Source organism: Mesorhizobium sp. M1406, assembly GCF_040317555.1.
Classification (GTDB): Bacteria; Pseudomonadota; Alphaproteobacteria; order Rhizobiales; family Rhizobiaceae; genus Mesorhizobium.
On sequence record NZ_JAMYKW010000008.1, the window covers coordinates 40906 to 61161 of the forward strand.

The 20256-nt window shown below is 65.9% G+C and carries 20 protein-coding genes and 1 riboswitch; of the genes, 15 read left to right on the plus strand and 5 right to left on the minus strand.

Translation table 11 applies throughout. From position 1 onward, the window contains the following. Window positions 1-18 precede the first annotated feature (18 nt). Genes NKH03_RS09990 through NKH03_RS10000 form a run of 3 tightly spaced genes read right to left on the minus strand, consistent with a single transcriptional unit; the run spans window position 19 to window position 1563 of the window. A complete protein-coding gene (locus tag NKH03_RS09990; protein ID WP_352880999.1) occupies window positions 19-621 on the minus strand; it encodes an NADH-quinone oxidoreductase subunit C in 603 nt (200 codons plus the stop codon). 4 nt (window positions 622-625) lie between these two features. Continuing rightward, window positions 626-1207 (minus strand): NuoB/complex I 20 kDa subunit family protein, encoded by a 582-nt coding sequence (locus NKH03_RS09995; RefSeq protein WP_352870961.1) that lies wholly within the window; start codon window positions 1205-1207, stop codon window positions 626-628. Next, complete coding sequence (locus NKH03_RS10000) at window positions 1198-1563, minus strand: NADH-quinone oxidoreductase subunit A (RefSeq protein ID WP_010910112.1); 366 nt, start codon at window positions 1561-1563, stop codon at window positions 1198-1200. The genes NKH03_RS09995 and NKH03_RS10000 overlap by 10 nt, the downstream gene beginning before the upstream one ends. Before the next feature lie 321 nt (window positions 1564-1884). On the opposite strand from NKH03_RS10000, the gene NKH03_RS10005 reads away from it, so the two are divergent. The 8 genes from NKH03_RS10005 to NKH03_RS10040 all read left to right on the plus strand — a co-directional run bounded on the left by NKH03_RS10005 (window position 1885) and on the right by NKH03_RS10040 (window position 12145). Beyond that, complete coding sequence (locus tag NKH03_RS10005; RefSeq protein ID WP_352968243.1) at window positions 1885-3084, plus strand: winged helix-turn-helix domain-containing protein; 1200 nt, start codon at window positions 1885-1887, stop codon at window positions 3082-3084. 31 nt (window positions 3085-3115) lie between these two features. Next, window positions 3116-3319, plus strand: a riboswitch (cobalamin riboswitch). Between the two features lie 38 nt (window positions 3320-3357). After that, a complete protein-coding gene (locus NKH03_RS10010) occupies window positions 3358-3792 on the plus strand; it encodes a DUF1636 family protein (RefSeq protein WP_352870958.1) in 435 nt (144 codons plus the stop codon). Beyond that, window positions 3789-4826, plus strand: coding sequence for a cobalamin biosynthesis protein CobW (gene cobW, locus NKH03_RS10015; protein ID WP_352881003.1), 1038 nt, complete (start codon window positions 3789-3791; stop codon window positions 4824-4826). The genes NKH03_RS10010 and cobW overlap by 4 nt, the downstream gene beginning before the upstream one ends. An 18-nt stretch (window positions 4827-4844) precedes the next feature. Continuing rightward, a complete protein-coding gene (locus NKH03_RS10020; RefSeq protein WP_352968244.1) occupies window positions 4845-8483 on the plus strand; it encodes a cobaltochelatase subunit CobN in 3639 nt (1212 codons plus the stop codon). After that, on the plus strand, window positions 8480-9994 hold the full coding sequence (cobG, locus tag NKH03_RS10025; RefSeq protein WP_502913499.1) for a precorrin-3B synthase: 1515 nt from the start codon (window positions 8480-8482) through the stop codon (window positions 9992-9994). The genes NKH03_RS10020 and cobG overlap by 4 nt, the downstream gene beginning before the upstream one ends. 2 nt (window positions 9995-9996) lie before the next feature. After that, the gene (locus NKH03_RS10030) at window positions 9997-10629 is read left to right on the plus strand and encodes a precorrin-8X methylmutase (protein ID WP_352968245.1); all 633 of its coding nucleotides are present in this window, start codon (window positions 9997-9999) and stop codon (window positions 10627-10629) included. Then, window positions 10626-11384 carry a precorrin-2 C(20)-methyltransferase gene (locus tag NKH03_RS10035; RefSeq protein WP_352870952.1) on the plus strand — a complete coding sequence of 253 codons (759 nt, stop codon included), beginning with the start codon at window positions 10626-10628 and terminating at the stop codon, window positions 11382-11384. The genes NKH03_RS10030 and NKH03_RS10035 overlap by 4 nt, the downstream gene beginning before the upstream one ends. Continuing rightward, on the plus strand, window positions 11381-12145 hold the full coding sequence (locus tag NKH03_RS10040) for a precorrin-3B C(17)-methyltransferase (RefSeq protein ID WP_352870950.1): 765 nt from the start codon (window positions 11381-11383) through the stop codon (window positions 12143-12145). Before NKH03_RS10035 ends, NKH03_RS10040 begins: the two co-directional genes overlap by 4 nt. Here the strand turns inward: NKH03_RS10040 and NKH03_RS10045 are convergent. Next, window positions 12109-12888: a cobalt-precorrin-6A reductase gene (locus NKH03_RS10045; RefSeq protein WP_352968246.1), complete on the minus strand. Its 780-nt coding sequence runs from the start codon at window positions 12886-12888 to the stop codon at window positions 12109-12111. The two genes, NKH03_RS10040 and NKH03_RS10045, sit on opposite strands and share 37 nt — an antisense overlap. Window positions 12889-13042: 154 nt before the next feature. Between NKH03_RS10045 and cbiE the strand changes: the two genes are divergently transcribed. From cbiE to cobT, 7 genes are read left to right on the plus strand one after another with little or no spacing between them, the layout of a single operon-like run. Next, entirely contained in the window at window positions 13043-14272 is a 1230-nt protein-coding gene (cbiE, locus tag NKH03_RS10050) for a precorrin-6y C5,15-methyltransferase (decarboxylating) subunit CbiE (protein ID WP_352968247.1), read from the plus strand. Next, window positions 14269-14655: a cobalamin biosynthesis protein gene (locus NKH03_RS10055; protein WP_352968248.1), complete on the plus strand. Its 387-nt coding sequence runs from the start codon at window positions 14269-14271 to the stop codon at window positions 14653-14655. Before cbiE ends, NKH03_RS10055 begins: the two co-directional genes overlap by 4 nt. Continuing rightward, a complete protein-coding gene (gene cobM, locus NKH03_RS10060) occupies window positions 14652-15416 on the plus strand; it encodes a precorrin-4 C(11)-methyltransferase (protein ID WP_352881016.1) in 765 nt (254 codons plus the stop codon). Before NKH03_RS10055 ends, cobM begins: the two co-directional genes overlap by 4 nt. Next, a complete protein-coding gene (cobA, locus tag NKH03_RS10065; protein ID WP_352968249.1) occupies window positions 15413-16231 on the plus strand; it encodes a uroporphyrinogen-III C-methyltransferase in 819 nt (272 codons plus the stop codon). Before cobM ends, cobA begins: the two co-directional genes overlap by 4 nt. Continuing rightward, window positions 16228-17541: a cobyrinic acid a,c-diamide synthase CobB gene (locus NKH03_RS10070; RefSeq protein WP_352968250.1), complete on the plus strand. Its 1314-nt coding sequence runs from the start codon at window positions 16228-16230 to the stop codon at window positions 17539-17541. Before cobA ends, NKH03_RS10070 begins: the two co-directional genes overlap by 4 nt. Before the next feature lie 3 nt (window positions 17542-17544). Then, complete coding sequence (cobS, locus tag NKH03_RS10075; RefSeq protein WP_352968252.1) at window positions 17545-18321, plus strand: adenosylcobinamide-GDP ribazoletransferase; 777 nt, start codon at window positions 17545-17547, stop codon at window positions 18319-18321. 40 nt (window positions 18322-18361) lie between these two features. Beyond that, window positions 18362-19372, plus strand: coding sequence for a nicotinate-nucleotide--dimethylbenzimidazole phosphoribosyltransferase (cobT, locus tag NKH03_RS10080; RefSeq protein ID WP_352968253.1), 1011 nt, complete (start codon window positions 18362-18364; stop codon window positions 19370-19372). Between the two features lie 50 nt (window positions 19373-19422). Here the strand turns inward: cobT and NKH03_RS10085 are convergent, their stop codons facing one another. Further along, window positions 19423-20100: an outer membrane protein gene (locus NKH03_RS10085; RefSeq protein ID WP_352968254.1), complete on the minus strand. Its 678-nt coding sequence runs from the start codon at window positions 20098-20100 to the stop codon at window positions 19423-19425. Window positions 20101-20256: the final 156 nt, after the last annotated feature.

Consider the following 20256-nt stretch of genomic DNA (forward strand, 5'->3'; position numbering starts at 1 on the left):
CCATTCACTATTCACCATTCACTGCTTCGCTTTTTCGTCACCCGGCAGGACGTAATCAGTACCTTCCCACGGGGACAAAAAATCGAAATTGCGGAATTCCTGCTTCAGTTCCACAGGCTCGTAGATGACGCGCTTGGCTTCGTCGTCATAGCGCACTTCGACAAAGCCGGTCAGCGGGAAATCCTTGCGCAGCGGATGGCCTTCGAAACCATAATCGGTCAACAGGCGGCGCAGATCGGGATGGCCGGAGAATAGCACGCCGTAGAGATCGTAGGCCTCGCGCTCGAACCAGTCGGCGCCGGGGAACACGCCGGTGATCGACGGCACCATGGTTTCCTCGTCGGCCTGCACCTTGACGCGGATGCGTACGTTCTGCTTCGGCGACAGGAGATGGTAGACGACGTCGAAGCGCTTGGCCCGCGACGGATAGTCGGCGCCGCAGACGTCGATGATCGAGATGAACTGGCAGCGCGCATCGTCGCGCAGGAAGGTTATCACCTCGACCAGATCGCGCGGCTCGACGTGAATGGTAAGCTCGCCATAGGCGATATCAGCGTCATTCACGCGGTCGATCAGCTTCTCGCCGAGATAGGTCGACAGTTCACTCAGGGATGCGGTCATGGATTTACCGTTCGATCGTGCCGGTGCGGCGGATCTTCTTCTGCAAGAGAAGAATGCCGTAAAGCAGCGCTTCGGCGCTCGGCGGGCAGCCGGGCACATAAATGTCGACCGGCACGATGCGGTCGCAGCCGCGCACCACCGAATAGGAATAGTGGTAGTAGCCGCCGCCATTGGCGCAGGAGCCCATCGAGATGACGTAGCGCGGCTCGGGCATCTGGTCGTAGACCTTGCGCAGCGCCGGCGCCATCTTGTTGGTCAGTGTGCCGGCAACGATCATGATGTCGGACTGGCGCGGAGACGCGCGCGGCGCGACACCGAAGCGCTCGCTGTCATAGCGCGGCATCGAAGTGTGGATCATCTCGACCGCGCAGCAGGCAAGACCGAAGGTCATGAACATCAGCGAACCGCTGCGCGCCCACGTGATCAGTGCCTCGGTCGAGGTGACGAGAAAGCCCTTGTCGGCCAGCTCATTGTTGATCTCGAGGAAGAAGGGATCGTCCGCCCCTACCGGCTGGCCGGTATTGGGATCGATGATACCTTTGGGCTTCGGCGCGACGAGGGTGCCTGAACTATCGTTCAATCCCATTCCAGCGCTCCTTTTTTCCATTCATAGGCAAAGCCGATGGTCAGCACCGCCAAAAACACCATCATCGACCAGAAGCCGAGCATGCCGATCTTCGAGAACGACACAGCCCACGGAAACAGGAAGGCCACTTCCAGGTCGAAGATGATGAACAGGATCGACACCAGGTAGAAGCGGATGTCGAATTTCATGCGGGCGTCATCGAACGAGTTGAAACCGCACTCGTAGGCGGAGAGCTTTTCGGGATCGGGATTGCGGTAGGCCACCAGGAAGGGCGCGGCCAGCAGCGCCAGGCCGACAACCAGCGCCACGCCGATGAATAGGACGATGGGCAGGTATGAGCTCAAGAGTGCGTTCATGCTCGGCTTTCCGTTGGCGCCAATCCACGTTGATTACAGCACCGGACCCTAATGCGGAAGCGTGACAGTTTAACCGCTGAACCGTTTTAAGGGCCTATGCTGCAACGCGGCGAGGGTTAGCGCAGCACTTCCAGCGAAGCAAGTCAAACCTTGTTCAAAAGACCGACCTGGACGGCATATCGCGGCAAACTGGTCCGATCCGCTCTTGTTTGATTTCCTTCGCTTTTTACTCCACTTTTCTCTCCTGACATGGTTGCCGCCAAAACCCTGCTAGCATCGGCCGGAATCACCCCCTCAAATCGCCCTCAGAGTGACGCCTGCATGAAGGAAAAGATTTCGCTCCCCATGGCCCGGCGCATCGCGCTTGCCGCCCAAGGGTTTCTCGATCCCCGCCCAATCGGCACGCCGAACCGCCGGCACTTCGCCCGGGTACTGGCCCGCACCGGCCTGCTGCAGATCGATTCCGTCAGCGCGGTGGTGCGCGCCCATTATATGCCGCTCTATTCGCGCCTTGGCCCCTACCCGCTCGCTCTGCTCGACAACGCGGCCGTGACGCGCAAGCGCACGGTGTTCGAATACTGGGCGCACGAGGCTTCCTTCCTGCCGGTCGAGACATACCCGCTGATGCGCTGGCGCATGGAACGGGCCGAGCGCGGCGATGAGATGTATCTGGGCCTCGCCAAATGGGGCCGCGAACACGCCGCCTATATCGAAGAGATCTACCGCCATGTCGCCGATCGCGGCCCGATCGCCGCTTCCGCGCTCGAAGGCCAGAAGGGCTCGGGCGGCTGGTGGGGCTGGAGCCACTCCAAGCATGCCTTCGAATGGCTGTTCTGGGCCGGGCGCATCACCACTGCGCACCGTCGCGGTTTCGAACGCTTCTATGATCTGCCCGAGCGTGTGCTGCCGCAGGCGATCCTCGATCTGCCGGTGCCGGCCGCCGAGGACGCGCACCGCGAATTGCTGCGCATTTCGGCCCGCGCCCACGGCATCGCGACATCAGGCGATTTGCGCGACTACTTTCGGCTGTCGCCGGCGGACATGAAGGGCCGGCTGGAGGAACTGGTCGAAACAGGCGAGCTTTTGCCGGTGCGTGTCGAAGGCTGGGACAAGCCGGCTTATCTTCACCGGGACGCCCGCCTGCCGCGCAAGGTCGAGGCCCGAGCCTTGCTGGCGCCGTTCGATCCGGTCGTCTTCGAGCGGTCGCGCACCGAGCGCCTGTTCGACTTCCACTACCGCATCGAGATCTACACGCCGGCCGACAAGCGGCAATACGGTTATTACGTCCTGCCGTTCCTGCTCGGCGACAGGATCGTGGCGCGCGTCGATCTCAAGGCCGACCGGCCGGCCGGCGTCCTGCGCGTCCACGCCGCCTACGCCGAGCCCAACGCGCCGCCGCGGACCGCCGTCGAACTGTTCGAGGAATTGAAGCAGATGCAGGGCTGGCTCGGCCTCGAACACATCGAAGTGACGTCCGCCGGTGACTTGGGTCCGGCGTTGGCCGACCTAACCGTGTCGTAAGCTCGCGTTGACACCGCTACCCGCAAAAGCCTAAATCCCGGTCGAGACGGTCTCTTCTCTTCAACGAGAGGAGCCAAGAGGGAATGCGGTGAGGGATATCTGTCCCAAATCCGCGGCTGTCCCCGCAACTGTAAGCGAAGAGCCAAGGCCGAAAGCCACTGGGATGGTCCCGGGAAGGCGGCTACCAAGGCGATGACCCGCGAGCCAGGAGACCTGCCGTCCGCGACTATAGAATCCGATCGCCCGGCGGGTTTCCGGGCAAGGAGCCGATCTTTGGACCACGACAGCAGTTTTTCGGCTGGCACAGCGGATGTTTCGTCCGGGCATGATGATGCGTTGGCCGGCGTCACCGTGATCGTCTGCGCCTCCTGTCGCGACGAGACCGGCTCCGACGCCCATCCTCGCGCCGGCGAACTGCTGGCGGACGACACGCGCCGCGCCGCATCTGGCGACAACATTCGTGTCCGCGGCGTTGAATGCCTCGGCAATTGCAAGCGACGTCTCAGCGCCGCCATCCTGCGCGACGGCTGCTGGAGCTATGTCTTCGGTGACCTGACCGCGACCAGCGGCGCCGACCTCGTTACCGGCGCCAAGCTCTTCGCCACCTCGACCGACGGCCTGATCCCGTGGCGCGGCCGTCCCGACAGCCTGAAGCGCGGCCTCGTTGCCCGCATCCCTCCCCTCGACATGCTGAAGGACTTGAAATGACAGTTTCCGTCTCCCGTGTTCCGTGCACCGTCGTCACCGGCTTTCTCGGCGCCGGCAAGACGACGCTGGTCCGCCATCTCCTGGAAAACGCCGGCGGCAAGCGTATTGCCATCATCGTCAATGAATTCGGCGACATCGGCATCGATGGCGAGATCCTGAAAGGCTGCGGCATCGATACCTGCCCGGAGGAAAACATCGTCGAACTGGCCAATGGCTGCATCTGCTGCACCGTCGCCGACGACTTCGTCCCGGCGCTCGACCAGATCCTGGCGTTGACGCCGAGGGTCGACCATATCCTGATCGAGACCTCGGGCCTGGCGCTGCCCAAGCCGCTGGTCCAGGCTTTCCAGTGGCCAAGCGTGAAGAGCCGCGTCACCGTCGATGGTGTGATCGCCGTGGTCGACGGCCCGGCGCTGGCCGACGGCCGCGTCGCCAACGACATGGATGCCTTGCAGGCGCAGCGCACCCAGGATGAGACGCTCGATCACGACGATCCGGTCGAGGAGGTGTTCGAGGACCAGATCGCCTGCGCCGACCTGATCATCCTGTCGAAGAGCGACCTGATGGACGCAGCCGGCACCGCCCGCGCCAATGCCATCATCAACGAACACTCCGCTCGCGCGGTGAAGATCGTGCCGACGTCGCACGGCAAGGTCGATCCCTCGGTGCTGCTCGGCCTGGGTCTGGCCGTCGAGGATGACATCGAAAACCGCAAGTCCCATCATGACGGCGCATTCGACCATGAGCATGACGACTTCGACACGTTCATCGTCGACATTGCCTCGATCGCCAATCCCGATGAACTGGCAAAGCGCGTCGCCACCGCCGCCGAGGAAGAAAACGTGCTGCGCGTAAAGGGCTTCGTCGAGGTCGGCGGCAAGCCGATGCGGCTGCTGCTGCAGGCCGTCGGACCGCGCGTCAACCACTACTATGACCGCGCCTGGACCGCCACGGACGACCGCCGCTCGCGCCTCGTCGTCATCGGCCTCAAGGGGCTGAACCGCCCGGCTATCGAGCGTATACTCGCCGGCTGATTTCGGACACGGGTCGCGATGCACATCCTAACCACGACATCCGCCTCGCTCGACGACCTCGCCGAGCCGGTCGATCTGCGGCAGATGCCGGCGGATATCGTGGCCCTGTCCTTCACCGACAGCGATCTCGCAGGCCTTGCGGCCGCGTGGAAGGCCGATGCCGGCCGCCTGCCCTCGATGCGGCTGGCCGCCCTGCGTGATCTGCGCCATCCCATGTCCGTCGACCTCTGGGTCGATAGCGTCGCCCGCCACGCCAAAATCATCCTCGTCCGCATCCTCGGCGGCTACGACTGGTGGCGCTACGGCTGCGACCAGCTTGCCTCGACCGCCCGCGAGCGCGGCATAAAACTGGCGCTGCTGCCCGGCGAATGCCGCGACGAGGATCTGCGCCTGATCGAAGCCTCGACGCTGCCGCGCGAAGAACTCGACGGCCTGCTCGACTATTTCCGCGAGGGCGGCCCGGCGAATATGAGCGCGCTGGTGCGGAGGCTGGCAAGGTTGGCGGGATCCGATGCGGACGTAGCAGAGCCGGTCGCAGTGCCGAAAGCCGGTTACTACGACCCCGAACGCGGCGTCGTCCCCCTTCCCCTCGAGGAGAGGGTCCGGCCGCAGGCCGGGGGTGGTGTCCTCTCCGCAGCGCGCCGACTTAAAGAGGCGTCGAGTCCGGTCGAACCGACCCCACCCGGCCCTTCGGGCCACCCTCCCCTCGAGGGGGAGGGAAAGGTCGTGCCGATCCTGTTCTACCGCTCGATGCTGCTCGCCGCTGATGTCGCGCCCATCGATGCCCTGTTTGAGGCGCTCCGCCAGCGCGGCATCGCACCGGTCCCCATCTTCGTCTCCAGCCTGAAGGATCCGGCGTCGCTTGTCTTCGTGGAAACAGCGCTCGCCGCGTTGAAGCCCGCGGCAATCATCACCGCGACCGCTTTCGCCTCCGGTGCCGAACCTGGCGTCGAAACCCTGTTCGACCGCGCCGGCGTGCCTGTCTTCCAGGTCATCGTCGCCACCACCCGCCGCGACATCTGGCAGAACAACCAGCGCGGCCTGGCGCCCGCCGACCTTGCCATGCATGTCGTGCTGCCCGAGCTCGACGGCCGCATCCTCGCCGGCGCGATTTCCTTCAAGGGCGAGAGCGAGGTCGACCCGGCACTCGGCCACCGCGCCTTCGCCAACCGGCCGGAAGCGGATCGCGTGGCGCAGGTGGCTGATCGTGTAGCGGCCTTTATCCGCCTACGGGAGACGCCCCGCGCGACGCGCAAGCTGGCCATTCTGATTCCGGACTATCCCAGTGCCCCGGGCCGCACCGGCTATGCCGTTGGCCTCGACGTGCCGTCCAGCGTGTTGGCCATGCTGCATGATCTGAGGGAGGAGGGTTATGGTGTTGAGGGGATTCCGGAGACGCCGCGTGGGTTGCTGGGGCTGCTGGCGCGGAGCGGCGAAGGGCTGGGGCTGGAAGACTATGTTGGGTTCTCAAAAGAGTTGCCCGCCGAGGCCATCACAGCCGTAGAAGCCGCTTGGGGCAAGGCTGAAGGCGAGACAGGTTTGCGCGAGGCACCCCCCTCTGTCCTGCCGGACATCTCCCCCGCAAGGGGGGAGATTGGCAGTTCCGCCGCCGTCGCTCATTCTGCGACGTTCGTAGTTGGCGAAAGCAGCAATGACAGCTCAATCTCCCCCCTTGCGGGGGAGATGTCCGGCAGGACAGAGGGGGGTGTTCAAGCGCACACCTCTGCCAAATTCCCCTTCCGCGCCGCCACCTTCGGCAACATCACCGTGGCGCTGGCCCCAGACCGCGGCCGCGCCGCCGATCGCCGCGCCGACTACCACGACCCGACACTGCCGCCGCGCCATGCACTGATCGCCTTTGGCCTTTGGCTGCGCAAATCGCTCGGCGTTCATGCGCTGGTCCATGTCGGCGCCCATGGCACGCTGGAATGGCTGCCGGGCAAAACCGTTGCGCTCTCGGAAAACTGTTTTCCCGAGATCGTCACCGGTTCCCTGCCCGTGATCTATCCGTTCATCGTCTCCAACCCCGGCGAAGCGGCTCAGGCCAAGCGGCGCATCGCCGCCGTCACCCTTGGCCATTTGCCGCCGCCGCTGACTGGTGCCGGGTTGGATGAGGATCAGCACAAGCTCGAGCGGCTGGTCGACGAATACGCCCAGGCCGACGGGCTCGACCGTCGCCGCCGCGACCGTCTGGCCAAGCTGATCGTCGACACCGCGCAAAAGACCGGCCTCGCCTCCGAAGCCGGCGTCGCCAGGACCGACGCGCCCGACGAGGCGCTGCGCCGCATCGACGCCTGGCTCTGCGACCTCAAGGATTTCGCCATCAAGGACGGGCTGCATATCTATGGCCGCGCCCCCGAGGACGAGCCCGACGCCATGCGCCGCCAAAGTGCGCAAGCCGAGAAGATGGCGCTGCTAGCGGCGCTCGATGGCCGCCACGTCAAGGCCGGTCCGGCCGGGGCGCCCGCGCGGGGGCGCTCCGATGTGCTGCCCACCGGCCGTAATTTGTTCACGTCGGATCCGCGCACCATGCCGACCCCGACCGCCTATGATCTGGGCAAGGCGGCGGCGGAAGAGGTGGTGCGCGGCTATGTGCAATCGCATGGCGACTGGCCGCGCTCGCTGGTCATCGACCTCTGGGGCTCGGCATCGCTGCGCACCGGCGGCGAAGAGATCGCGCAAGGCCTGGCACTGATGGGCTGCCGGCCGCAATGGGACTCGGCGACCGGCCGCATTACCGGCATCGAGGTGCTGCCGCCGGCCACGCTTGGCAGGCCGCGCGTCGATGTCACCTGGCGTATCTCCGGCCTGTTCCGCGACATGTTCCCGACCCAGATCGCGCTGATCGATGCCGCCGCCAACGCCGTTGCCGTCCGTGGCGAGGAGGATTCCGAAAACCCGCTCGCGGCCAGAACCCGCGCTGACGGCAAGATCAGTCCGCGTATCTTCGGCACCTCGCCCGGCACGTACGGCGCCGGCGTCGAGGACCTTTTGTCCTCCGGTGACTGGGCGGCACGCGAGGAGATCGGCCGCGCCTATCTCCTCGCCACATCGCATGCCTATGGCGGCGCCGAGGGCGAAGGCATCTCGGCGCCCGGCGCCTTCGAGGGCCGCATCGCCGAGGCCGATCTTCTCGTCCACACCGGCGACGACCCCGGCCGCGACATTCTCGAAGGCTCCGCCGATGTCGCCTTCATCGGCGGGTTTTCGGCCGCCCTTGCGGCGCTCGGCAGGAACGCCGATGTCATCGTCCTCGACACCACGGATCCGCAGAAGCCGAAGCCGCGCTCGGTCAGCGAGGCCGTATCGCGGGTGGTTCGCGCCCGCGCCGTCAATCCACGCTTCATTGCAGGGCAGATGCGCCACGGCCCGCGCGGCGCATCCGAATTCGCCGAAACGGTCGACCGGCTGGTCGGCTTTGCCGAAACCACGCATGCCATATCGGGAACGCTGATCGAGGCCGTTCATGATGCGTATGTCGGCGATCCGGCCGTTCGCGCCTTCATCCTGCGCGAGAATCCCGCCGCCGCAAAAGTCATCGCCGAGCGCTTCCTGTCAGCGCGCCGGCGGGGCCTCTGGCATCCCTTGCGCAATTCGATCGACGACGATCTCACGGCCCTGATTGCCGAGGCGGAAGCGCTTGGGGTGGCGGCATGAACGCCTTCTCGCGTCGCGGCGCCTGCCCGGCTCTGGCAGCACCCATGCAGACCGGCGATGGCCTGCTGGTGCGGCTCAACCCGGTCGCTGGAGGCCCATCTTCTGGAGGGTTGTCGCCGAAGCTTTTGATCGGACTTGCCCAATCCGCTTTGCGTCATGGCAACGGCATCATGGAAGTGACAGCGCGCGGCAGCCTGCAGATACGCGGGCTGACGGCGGAAAGCGCGACCGTGCTGGCGGCGGAGGTCGATGCGCTGGGCATTGCGGTGCGCACTGGCATGCCGGTCGAGACCGGACCACTTGCCGGTATAGATCCGCAGGAGATCGCCGATCCGCGGCCTTTGGCGGAACGGATCAGGGCAGCGGTCGAAGAGGCCGGGCTGACGGAACGGCTCGGCCCGAAGGTTTCGGTTGTCGTGGATGGCGCTGGGCAGCTTGGGCTGGATTCGGTGACCGCCGATATCAGGCTGAAGGCGGTGCGCATCGATGCCGGAGTTCGGTGGCGGGTGTCTGTCGCGGGTGATGGGCAGAACGCGAAGCCGCTCGTCATCGTAGAAGACGATGCTGCGCGCGATATCGCTGTGGCTACGCTGAGGATGGTTGCCGAGAAAGGCCGTGAGGCTCATGGGAGGGATTTGTCGGAGAGGCAGTTGGCTTCTCTCGCAGGTTGGCATTCCTTCACACCCCCCTCTGTCCTGCCGGACATCTCCCCCGCAAGGGGGGAGATTGCGCTGTCGTCAATGATTTCGCCAATCACCAACGTTGTGCGAATCGCTGAGGCTGCAAAAGGAGTGCCGGCGCTGGAACTGCCGATCTCCCCCCTTGCGGGGGAGATGTCCGGCAGGACAGAGGGGGGTGTGAAGGATCTCCGACCCATCGGGCTTTTCCCTTTGAGCGGCCATGCCATCGCCCTCGGTATCGGCCTCCCCTACGGCAGCATGCCGGCGGACAAGATCATCGGCCTCGCACGAAGCGCCCTCACCCTCGGCACAACCGAAATCCGCCTCGCCCCCGGCCGCGCCTTGCTTCTCCTGGGCCAACCGGCGGCCGCCAGCCAATCTCTCCAGCAGACAGCCGCCACCCTCGGCTTCGTCACCTCTCCCACCGACCCGCGCACGCGCATTGCCGCTTGTCCCGGCACGCCGGCCTGCGGTTCCGGCCGGATCGCCACGCGCGACATTGCCGAGACGATCGCCGCCGAGAACGCCGACATTCTCGACTTCACGCTGCACATTTCAGGCTGTGCCAAGGGCTGTGCCCACCCAGGCAAAGCAGCCCTCACCCTTATCGGGGGCGAAAACGGAGCCGGACTTGTCGTGAACGCGACGGCAAAGGCTCTTCCTGCCGGCTACAGGCCGGGCTATGACGCCGCGCGTGGCATCGGCCGCGTCGCGGCAATGATCCGCAGCGAACGATATCAAGGCGAAACCGCCGCCGCTTGCCTGACAAGGCTCGGGCCAGACGGTATCGCCGAGGCTTACCGACAGGCCCGAACTTACCAACAGGAATGAGCATGGCCGCCTACGACTACATCCATGACGGCACGGCGATCTACGAGCGCTCGTTTGCGATCATCCGCGCCGAGGCAGATCTCTCGCGCTTCTCCGAAGCCGAGGCCGATGTCGCCATCCGCATGATCCATGCCTGCGGCCAGGTCGAAGCATCAAGTCATTTCGTGTTCTCCACCGATTTCGTTGCCGCCGCGCGTGCGGCGCTTTCGGCCGGCGCGCCAATTTTCTGCGACGCGGAAATGGTCTCGCATGGCGTCACCCGCGCCAGGCTGCCGGCCGGCAACGAGGTGATCTGCACCTTGCGCGACCCGCGCACGCACGGCATCGCCAAAGCGATCGGCAACACCCGTTCGGCCGCCGCGATCGATTTGTGGGGCGAGCGCATGGCCGGTTCGGTGGTCGCCATCGGCAATGCGCCGACCGCGCTGTTCTATCTGCTGGAGAAGTTGCGCGACGGCGCGCCGAAGCCGGCGGCCATCATCGGCATGCCGGTCGGCTTCGTTGGCGCGGCCGAATCCAAGGACGCGCTGGCAGAGAATTCCTACGGCGTTCCCTATGCCATCGTGCGCGGCCGGCTTGGCGGCAGCGCCATGACCGCCGCCGCGCTCAATTCGTTGGCGAGGCCTGGCCTGTGAACGCACTTGTCAAAGGTCGTCTTGTTGGCGTCGGCACCGGTCCCGGTGACCCCGAGCTCCTGACGCTGAAGGCCGCGCGGGCTCTGGCCGAGGCCGATGTCGTGGCGTATTTCGCCAAGCGCGGCAACAACAGCAACGCGCGCGCCATCGTCGAGGCCCAGTTCCGGCCTGAAATGACGGAACTGCCGTTGCTCTACCCTGTCACCACCGAAATCGACAAGGATCACGACGACTACCGGTCGCAGATCACGGCCTTCTACGAGGAGTCCGCCGAGAGGGTCGCCGAACATCTCCACGCAGGCAGGATGGTTGCGGTACTGTCGGAAGGCGACCCGCTGTTCTATGGCTCCTACATGCATCTGCATGTGCGGCTCGCCCATCGATTCCCCACAGAAGTCATTCCCGGAATCACCGCGATGTCCGGCTGCTGGTCGCAGACTGGTGTTCCGATCGTCCAGGGCGATGACGTTCTGACCGTGCTGCCGGGCACGATGAGCGAGTTCGAGCTGACGCGCCGGCTGGCCGACACCGATGCCGCCGTCATCATGAAGGTCGGCCGCAACCTGCCCAAGATCAGGCGGGCGCTGGAAGCCACCGGCAAGCTGGCGCGCGCCGTCTATATCGAGCGTGGCACCATGGCCGGCAGCGTCTCGATGAAGCTTGCCGACAAACAGGACGACAAGGCCCCCTATTTCGCCATCGTGCTGGTCGCCGGCTGGTCCGGCCGGCCCGGCGTCCTGGGAGCCCAGGCATGAGCGGCCGTCTCACCGTCATCGGCCTCGGGCCTGGCAATGCCGATCAGGTCACGCCGGAAGCCAGCCGTGCCGTCGCCGAGGCCAAATTCTTTTATGGCTACAAACCCTATCTCGATCGGCTGGAACTGCGCCAGGACCAGACCCGCGTCGCTTCCGACAATCGCGAGGAACTTGCCCGCTCCAAGGACGCGCTGATGAAAGCGGCCGAGGGCCATGATGTAGCCGTAGTTTCCGGCGGCGATCCCGGCGTGTTCGCCATGGCGGCAGCCGTCTGCGAGGCGATCGAGGCCGGCCCGGCCGAATGGCGCACGGTCGATGTCGCCGTCGTGCCCGGCATCACCGCCATGCTTGCCGTTGCCGCCCGCATCGGGGCGCCGCTCGGCCATGATTTCTGTGCCATCTCGCTGTCCGATAATCTGAAGCCGTGGGAACTGATCGAGCTGCGCCTGCTGGCGGCGGCCGGCGCCGGCTTCGTCATCGCGCTCTACAATCCGATCAGCAAGGCGCGCCCCTGGCAGCTCGGCCGCGCCTTTGAATGCCTGACCGCGATCCTGCCTGGCACCACGCCGGTGATTTTCGGCCGCGCCGCCGGCCGCCCGGACGAGCGCATCGAGGTCTATCTGCTGGCGGACGTCGACGCGCAAAAGGCCGACATGGCCACCTGCATCATCATCGGCTCGCCGGAAACCAGGATCATCAAGCGCGCGGAGAAACCGGCGCTGGTCTACACGCCCCGTTCGGCAGCGGGCTCGACAAAATGATCGACCCCAAATTGATCAACAATGGCGGCCAGCGCTTCGACGGTTTGAGCCGAAGGCACATCCGGCAGATCAGGTCGTCGGATCATGATCACCTCGATGCCAAGCGCCCGCGCCGCGGCGATCTTGCCATAGGTCGCCTCACCGCCGCTGTTCTTGGACACGATGACATCGATGCGATGCTCTTCGAGCAGAGCGCGTTCGTCGGGCTCGCGAAACGGCCCTCGGGCCAGAAGATAGCGCGCATCCGGCACCGCCAGCCTCGGCTCGACCGGGTCGACGCTGCGAACGAGATAGTGGTGCTGGGACGCTGCTTCGAAGGCGGCGACCTCTTGCCGGCCGAGCGCCAGGAAAACGCGGCGCGGCGCGGGACCCAGCGCTTGCACGGCGTCGCCGACCGTATCGACCTGCGTCCAGCGGTCGCCCTCGACAATCTCCCAGCCCGGGCGCCGCAGGGCAAGGATCGGCACCCCGGCCGCGCGCGCGGCTTGCGCGGCATTGGCGGAGATTTGCGCCGCATAGGGATGCGTGGCGTCGATCATCAGGTCGACGCCCGTCTCCCGGAGATAGGCGGCCAGCCCATCGGCACCGCCAAAGCCTCCGCTTCGTACAGGCACGCCCTGCGCAACCGGGCTCTCGGTGCGCCCAGCCAGCGACAGCGTGACCGAGCAATCGGCGCGCGCGGCCAGTTTTCCGGCCAACTGCCGGGCTTCGGTGGTGCCGCCAAGGATCAGAACTTTCTTCATAGGCACCACATTGAATCGCGTCGGCGCTGCCCCTCACCCTTATCCTCTCCCCGTGAAGAACGGGGAGAGGGAGGCGTCAGCGTCGGAGCTTCCCCCTTCTCCCCGTCACTATACGGGGAGAAGGTGCCGGCAGGCGGATGAGGGGCGGCGCGGCATGTCAAAAAACGAGCAGCAAACACCCAAATGGCTCACCATCGTCGGTATCGGCGAGGACGGTTTAGCCGGTCTCGGCGACGAGGCCAAGCAGCGGATTGCCCAAGCGGAAGTCATCTTCGGCGGCAAGCGGCACCTGGCGCTTGTCGCTTCCTTCGCCAAGGGCGAGGCGCGCCCTTGGCCGGTTCCATTCGATGCCGAGATGGCCGACGTGCTGGCGCTTGCCGGCAAGAACGTCTGCGTGCTCGCCTCCGGCGACCCTTTCTTCCATGGCGTCGGCGCCACCCTCGCCCGCAAGGTCAAGCCCCGGGAGATGCATGTCATCCCGGCGCCATCGGCCGTTTCGCTGGCGGCCGCGCGGCTTGGCTGGGCGCTGCAGGATATCGATACCGTCTCGCTGCATGGCCGGCCGCTCGACCTGATCCGCCCGCTGTTGCAGCCGAACGCGCGCATCCTGGCGCTGACCTCGGATGCCGAAGCACCCGCGGCAATCGCTCGCCTGCTCACCGAACTCGACTTCGGCGCGTCGCGGCTGACTGTCCTCGAGGCGCTGGGCGGGCCAAACGAGAATCGGCGCACGGCCCGCGCCGACGCCTTCGACCTCGAAAACATCAATCCACTCAACGTGCTGGCCATCGAGATTGATTCTAGCCCGCAAGCGCGCGTGCTGCCACTCACATCAGGCCTTGCCGATCATCTGTTCGACCATGACGGCCAGATCACTAAGCGCGAAATCCGTGCCGTCACCCTGTCGGCTCTGGCGCCGAGGCGTGGCGAATTGCTGTGGGACATCGGCGCCGGCTCCGGTTCCATCGGCATCGAATGGATGCTGGCCCACCCCTTGATGCGCGCAATCGCCATTGAGGCCGATCCGATCCGCGCCGCCCGCATTGGCCGCAACGCCACCGCCTGTGGCGTTCCCGGCCTTGTCGTGGTGGTAGGCAGCGCGCCCAAGGCGCTTGCCAGGCTCGACATGCCTGACGCGATCTTCATCGGCGGCGGCGGCAGCGATGCCGGCGTGTTGAACGCCGCCATCAAGGCCCTGCGCGCCGGTGGCCGTCTTGTGGCCAATGCGGTGACGCTGGAGATGGAAACCCTGCTTCTCGCCCGCCATGTCTCGCTCGGCGGTGACCTTACCCGGATCGCCATATCCCGCGCTTCGCCCGTCGGCTCGATGCAGGCCTGGCGGCCGGCCATGCCTGTCACCCAATGGAGCTGGCTGAAGCCATGATGGTCGCGGGCATCGGCAGCCGAAAGGGCGTGAGTGTCGAGGACGTGCTTGCGGCGATAGAAACCGCTCTGGAAGCGCATGGGCTGGCGATGACGGCGCTTTCGGCGCTGGCGACTGCCGCGCTGAAGAAGGATGAAGAAGCCATCCCTTCCGCTGGCCGCGCGCTGCGTCTTCCGGTCATCGTCGTCGATGACTCAGCGCTCCAGGCCGCCTCGCCGGACACGCTCAGCCATTCCGACCTCTCGCAGGATCTGGCCGGCACGCCATCGGTTTCCGAGGCATCAGCCCTTGCCGTCGCCGGCGCCGGTGCAAAACTGCTCGGCCCCCGCACGGTGCTCGGCCCGGTCACTTGCGCCATCGCCATCAGCGGAGACGCGCCATGACCGTCCATTTCATAGGCGCCGGTCCTGGCGCCGCCGACCTCATCACGCTGCGCGGCGCAAGGCTGCTGGCAAGCTGCCCGGTCTGCCTTCATGCCGGTTCGATCGTCGCGCCCGAGCTTTTGCAGCACTGCGCGCCGGGGACAAAACTGATCGACACCGCGCCGATGTCGCTCGACGAGATCGAGGCCGCATTTCTGGACGCTCATAACGCCGGCCATGATGTCGCCCGCCTGCATTCCGGCGACCTGTCGGTATGGAGCGCCGTGGCCGAGCAGATCCGCCGGCTGGAAAAGCATGGTATTCCCTACACGCTGACGCCGGGTGTGCCGTCCTTCGCCGCCGCCGCCGCCGCACTTCGCCGTGAGCTGACCATTCCCGAGGTCGCGCAAAGCCTGGTGCTGACCCGCATTTCCGGCCGCGCATCAAAAATGCCGCCCGGCGAAACGCTGGCCGGCTTCGGCCGCACCGGCGCCACGCTCGCCATTCATCTTGCCATCCACGCCATCGACCGCGTCGTCGCCGAGCTGACCCCACACTATGGCGGCGATTGCCCGGTGGCGATCGTCTTCCGCGCCTCCTGGCCGGACGAACGCGTGCTGACCGGCACGCTGGCGACCATCGAGGCGCTGCTGGCCGCCGACCCGATGGAGCGCACGGCCATCATCTTCGTCGGCCGCTCGCTGGCGGCGGAGGGCTTTGGCGAGAGTTCATTGTACGACGCCCACTATCAGCGGCGTTTTCGCGGACGGGACGGATTGTGAGCGGCAGCACTAAAATTTTCGGCGATAACGCCACGCTCGAAAAAGCTTTGTCCCGGCTGAATTTCAAGCCGCGCCGGCTCGAGCCAGGCCATGTCTGGCTGGCCGGCGCCGGCCCCGGCGACCCCGGCTGCCTGACGCTGGAAGTGCTGGCAGCGTTGGCCGAGGCGGATGCGGTTGTCTACGACGCGCTGGTGTCATCGGATGTCGTCGCCGTTGCCGAAAACGCCGAACTCTTCTTTGCCGGCAAGCGCGGCGGCAGACCGTCGATGAAACAGGACGACATCACCGCCCTTTTGGTGCGGCTGGCGCGCGGCGGCCGCCGCGTCGTCAGGCTGAAGGGCGGCGACCCCTATATTTTCGGCCGTGGCGGCGAAGAGGCTCTCGCCCTCGCGCGGGAAGCTATCCCGTTCCGCGTCCTGCCCGGCCTGACATCGGGGCTCAGCGCGCTGGCCGCGACCGGCATCCCGGCCACCATGCGCGGCATCAACAAGGCTGTGATCCTGGCCACCGGCCACGCCGCCGGCACCGATGACGATCTCGACTGGGCGGCAATCGCCCGCACAGGCCAGCCTGTCGTCGTCTATATGGGCATGGCCAATCTGCCCCTGATCGCCGCGGCACTGCTGGACGGCGGGCTGGCGCCGTCGACCCCGGCGGCGGTGATCGTCGCCGCGACGACGCCGCGGGAGCGGACTGTCGTCGCCACGCTCGCCACCATTGCCGAGGAAGCGGCCGCCGCAGGCCTTGCCTCGCCGGCACTGATCGTCGTCGGCGGCATCGTCGCCATGCGCGCGGCGCTGGCAGGCGAAGCATGACCGCTCGCGCGATCATCATCGGCGCGCCGCGCTCCGGCTCGGGCAAGACCAGCGTCACCATCGGCATCCTGCGCGCGCTCACCCGGCGCGGGCTGAAAGTGCGGGGCGCCAAATCCGGTCCCGACTATATCGACCCCGGCTTCCACACCGCAGCCACGGGGCTTTCCGGTGTCAATCTCGACAGCTGGGCGATGCCGCCGTCACTGCTCAACGCGCTGGCGGCGCAGGCAGCGGACGACACCGATTTCGTCATCCTTGAAAGCGCCATGGGCCTGTTCGATGGCATTCCGGCTTCGCCGGGGCGCAGCGGTTCGGCGGCCGACCTGGCGCGGCTCTACGGCCTGCCGGTGCTGCTGGTGCTCGACGTCTCCGGCCAGTCGACCACTGCGGCAGCCGTCGCCAAGGGCTTTGCCACCTATGATCCGGACGTGCGCATGGCCGGCGTCGTGCTCAACCGGCTGGGCAGCGAGCGTCACCGCCGGCTGTCCGGCGACGCCATCGAGGCGATCGGCCTGCCCGTCGTCGGCGCCATCCTGCGTGATCCCTCGCTCAACCTGCCCGAGCGCCATCTCGGTCTCGTCCAGGCCGGCGAATATGACGACCTGATGGCGCATCTCGACCGGCTGGCCGACATGGCGGAAAGGTCGCTCGACCTCGATGCCATCATGGCCCTGGCGACACCCCTCACCCCGGCGCCCGGCGGCTTCGACGACGCGCTTGTGCCGCCCGGTCAGCGCATCGCGTTGGCCGAGGATGCCGCCTTCACCTTCCTCTATCCGCATGTCGCCGCCTACTGGCGCAAGGCTGGTGCCGAAATTGTCCCGTTCTCGCCGCTCGCCGACGAGGCACCCGACGAGGATTGCGATGTCTGCTGGCTGCCCGGTGGCTATCCCGAGCTTCACGCCGGCCGGCTCGCCGCCGCCGCGACTTTTCGCACCGGTATGGAGCGTTTCGCTGCGACGAAGCCGATCCATGGCGAGTGCGGCGGCTTCATGGTGCTTGGCGAGGCGCTGGAGGACGCGTCTGGCGAAACGCACAAGATGCTCGGCCTGCTCGGTCACTCCACCAGCTTCGCCAAGCGCAAGATGAACCTGGGCTATCGCGAGGCTCGACTGCGCGCCGACTGCCCGCTGGGCCTGGCTGGCGCGCTGATCCGTGGCCACGAATTCCACTATGCGCAGATGACCGCCACCGGCAACGACGAGCCGCTGGCCGACCTCGCCGACGGCCAGGGCAATCCGATCGGCGCCTCGGGCTATCGGCGCGGCCATGTCAGCGGCACCTTTTTCCACGCCATTGCGAGGGGCTAGCGGATGAAGTTCAAGAACTTGGCTCTTTCACCGCGGCAGGTCCTCGACGACACCGCGCTTTGCCTGGTCTTCTTCACCCGCCTGCCGCTGCCCGTGTTCGATTTTCGCGGCCGCGGCCTTGCCGCGGCGATCTGGGCGGCTCCGGTCGCCGGCCTCGTCGTCGGCCTGATCGGCGCAATCGTCTTTGCCACGGCGGAACGGTTTGGCCTTGCCATGGGTCCGGCGGCCGCCCTTGCCCTTGCGGCTACCCTGCTCACCACCGGCTGCCTGCATGAAGACGGGCTGTCGGATGTTGCCGACGGCTTTGGCGGCGGCAAATCGCGCGGCAAAAAACTGGATATCATGCGCGACAGCCGCATCGGCGCCTACGGTGCGGCGGCGCTGGCCCTGTCGCTGCTCATCCGCTGGAGCGCGCTGTCGGAATTCGTCGACCCCACACAGGCGCTCTTCGCCCTTGTGGCCGCACATGCTGCCTCGCGCGGCATGCTTGGCGCCTTCATGCATCTCTTGCCGCCGGCACGGATCGACGGCCTGTCGGCCGACGCCGGCACCATCTTTGCCGAAACGGCAACAGCCAGCGCCGTGCTCGGCGCGATCCCGCTCCTCCTGCTCGGGCTGGGCGGCGCCGTCTTCGCGCTCATCCTGCTCGGCCTGCTGTTTGCCGCGTTCCGCGCTCTTTGCCTCAACCAGATCGGTGGCCAGACCGGCGACACCATCGGCGCCTTGCAGCAGGCGGGCGAAATCGCGGTGCTTCTCGTCGCTTCAGTAGCCCTTTCCTGATTCCCCTTTGACCTGATTTCCTTTTGGAGACTTTGCCCCCATGCCCTTCAAATCACTCGATGAATTGCGCGCCGCTTGCCTCGACCTGCCGGCTGGCAGCGATACTGCCGCCAATGCGGTCGCCCGTCGCCAGGACACGCTGACTAAGCCGCAAGGCAGCCTCGGCCGGCTGGAGACCATCGCTGCATGGCTGGCGCGCTGGCAGGGCCGCGACATGCCGAAGCTCGACCGCGTAAAAGTCTTCGTCTTCGCCGGCAACCATGGCGTCACCGCGCAAGGCGTGTCGGCTTATCCATCCGAGGTCACCGTGCAGATGGTGGCGAACTTCGCCGGTGGCGGTGCCGCCATCAACCAGCTTGCCCGCATGGCTGGCGCCGAACTCGACGTCATTCCGCTCGATCTCGACCATCCGACCGGCGACTTCACCCAAACGCCGGCGATGGATGAGAAAGCCTTCCTCGCCGCCGTGTCGACCGGCTACGACGCGGTGACGAAAGACCTCGACCTCGTCTGCTTCGGCGAAATGGGCATCGGCAACACCACGCCGGCCGCCGCTATTTCAGCGGCGCTGTTCGGCGGTGGCGCGGAAAAATGGACCGGACGCGGCACCGGCGTCGACGACGCCGGCCTGAAGCGCAAGGTGGTCGCCATCGAAGCCGGTCTGAAGCGTCACGCCGCCGCCCTTGCCGATCCGCTTGCTGTCGCTGCCGCACTCGGTGGCCGTGAACTGGCCGCCATCTTCGGCGCGACGCTGGCCGCCCGCCATCTTCACATACCCGTGCTGCTCGACGGCTTCGTCTGCACCGCCGCCGCAGCCCCGCTGGCCAGGCTGCATCCGACCGGCCTCGCCCACACGATCGCCGCGCATGTCTCGGCTGAGTCCGGCCATCGCCGCCTGCTCGAAGCCCTCAACCTGCCGCCGCTGCTCGATCTCGGCATGCGGCTCGGCGAAGGCTCCGGCGCCTGCCTCGCCGTCAACATCGTCCGCTCCGCGCTGGAGTGCCATGTAAGGATGGCGAGTTTTGCCGAGGCTGGGGTGTCGGAGAAGTAGGCGCGGATTTCGCCGCACCTGCTCCGGGAACGTTTTGCCGCCTCGGGCGATCAGAACCGGTATGAAAAACCTATCGTAACGGTTTGCAGGGTCGGGCTAATGTCTTCAACATAGTTGTTGAAGACGATGGTCTTCGAGCCGAAGTCCGCGTACCGATATTCGCCGCGAACCGTGATCTTGTCGGTAATAGCGTATTCAGCGCCGGCGCCGACCGTCCATCCGTTGAATGAAGCCGAGTGACTTTCCTCTCGACCCGGATCGCGAGTGTCCGCTTTTCCATGCAGGTATGCGTAGCCGCCCGTGCCGTAAATCAGCATTCGGTCAAATGAGACGCCTGCCCTAGCGCGGACGGAACCGATCCATTGCGCCTCAAAGCCATTGATGTCCCCACCGCTTCCGCCATCGTCGCCATCAATGCTCGTCGCGTTGATATCTGCCTCGCCACCGAACACGAAGGAACCGGATTGCCAATTGTAGCCTGCGTGCACGCCGCCAAGGACACCGCTGCCGTCCGCATCGTCCTGGTCGAAGATGTCCGGACTGGCCTCTGAAAAGCCCCATGGCTGATCGACTTTGCTCCATCCGCCGCCGATTTGCGCGCCTACGTAGCCGCCCGTCCAGTTGTAATTCGATGCGACCGGCAACTCGACCATTGTATCGGCGGCAAGTGCCGTTCCGGCCATCAAAGCCGTGACGAATACAGAGCCGACAAAAATGAAAGCGCGCATGCACCAATCCCCCTTGTTAACGCCCTTTTTTACCACGATGCGCGCATACCAGCTGTGATTTTTTTGCAACACTCGAAAGAAACGATCTGCTCGACATAAGTATGATCGTCCATCGAGACCTTCGCCGGCAGCCAAGGTCACCAATGTCAACGCCAG

Coding starts and splice junctions, on each gene's coding strand:
- NKH03_RS09990 (WP_352880999.1), bottom strand. CDS start 621: ATGACCGCATCCCTGAGTGAACTGTCGACCTATCTCGGCGAGAAGCTG.
- NKH03_RS10085 (WP_352968254.1), bottom strand. CDS start 20,100: ATGCGCGCTTTCATTTTTGTCGGCTCTGTATTCGTCACGGCTTTGATG.
- NKH03_RS10030 (WP_352968245.1), top strand. CDS start 9,997: ATGGCCGCCTACGACTACATCCATGACGGCACGGCGATCTACGAGCGC.
- NKH03_RS10020 (WP_352968244.1), top strand. CDS start 4,845: ATGCACATCCTAACCACGACATCCGCCTCGCTCGACGACCTCGCCGAG.
- cobT (WP_352968253.1), top strand. CDS start 18,362: ATGCCCTTCAAATCACTCGATGAATTGCGCGCCGCTTGCCTCGACCTG.
- cobM (WP_352881016.1), top strand. CDS start 14,652: ATGACCGTCCATTTCATAGGCGCCGGTCCTGGCGCCGCCGACCTCATC.
- cbiE (WP_352968247.1), top strand. CDS start 13,043: ATGTCAAAAAACGAGCAGCAAACACCCAAATGGCTCACCATCGTCGGT.
- NKH03_RS10045 (WP_352968246.1), bottom strand. CDS start 12,888: ATGAAGAAAGTTCTGATCCTTGGCGGCACCACCGAAGCCCGGCAGTTG.
- NKH03_RS10000 (WP_010910112.1), bottom strand. CDS start 1,563: ATGAACGCACTCTTGAGCTCATACCTGCCCATCGTCCTATTCATCGGC.
- NKH03_RS09995 (WP_352870961.1), bottom strand. CDS start 1,207: ATGGGATTGAACGATAGTTCAGGCACCCTCGTCGCGCCGAAGCCCAAA.
- cobW (WP_352881003.1), top strand. CDS start 3,789: ATGACAGTTTCCGTCTCCCGTGTTCCGTGCACCGTCGTCACCGGCTTT.
- NKH03_RS10070 (WP_352968250.1), top strand. CDS start 16,228: ATGACCGCTCGCGCGATCATCATCGGCGCGCCGCGCTCCGGCTCGGGC.
- NKH03_RS10040 (WP_352870950.1), top strand. CDS start 11,381: ATGAGCGGCCGTCTCACCGTCATCGGCCTCGGGCCTGGCAATGCCGAT.
- NKH03_RS10005 (WP_352968243.1), top strand. CDS start 1,885: ATGAAGGAAAAGATTTCGCTCCCCATGGCCCGGCGCATCGCGCTTGCC.
- cobG (WP_502913499.1), top strand. CDS start 8,480: ATGAACGCCTTCTCGCGTCGCGGCGCCTGCCCGGCTCTGGCAGCACCC.
- cobS (WP_352968252.1), top strand. CDS start 17,545: ATGAAGTTCAAGAACTTGGCTCTTTCACCGCGGCAGGTCCTCGACGAC.
- NKH03_RS10055 (WP_352968248.1), top strand. CDS start 14,269: ATGATGGTCGCGGGCATCGGCAGCCGAAAGGGCGTGAGTGTCGAGGAC.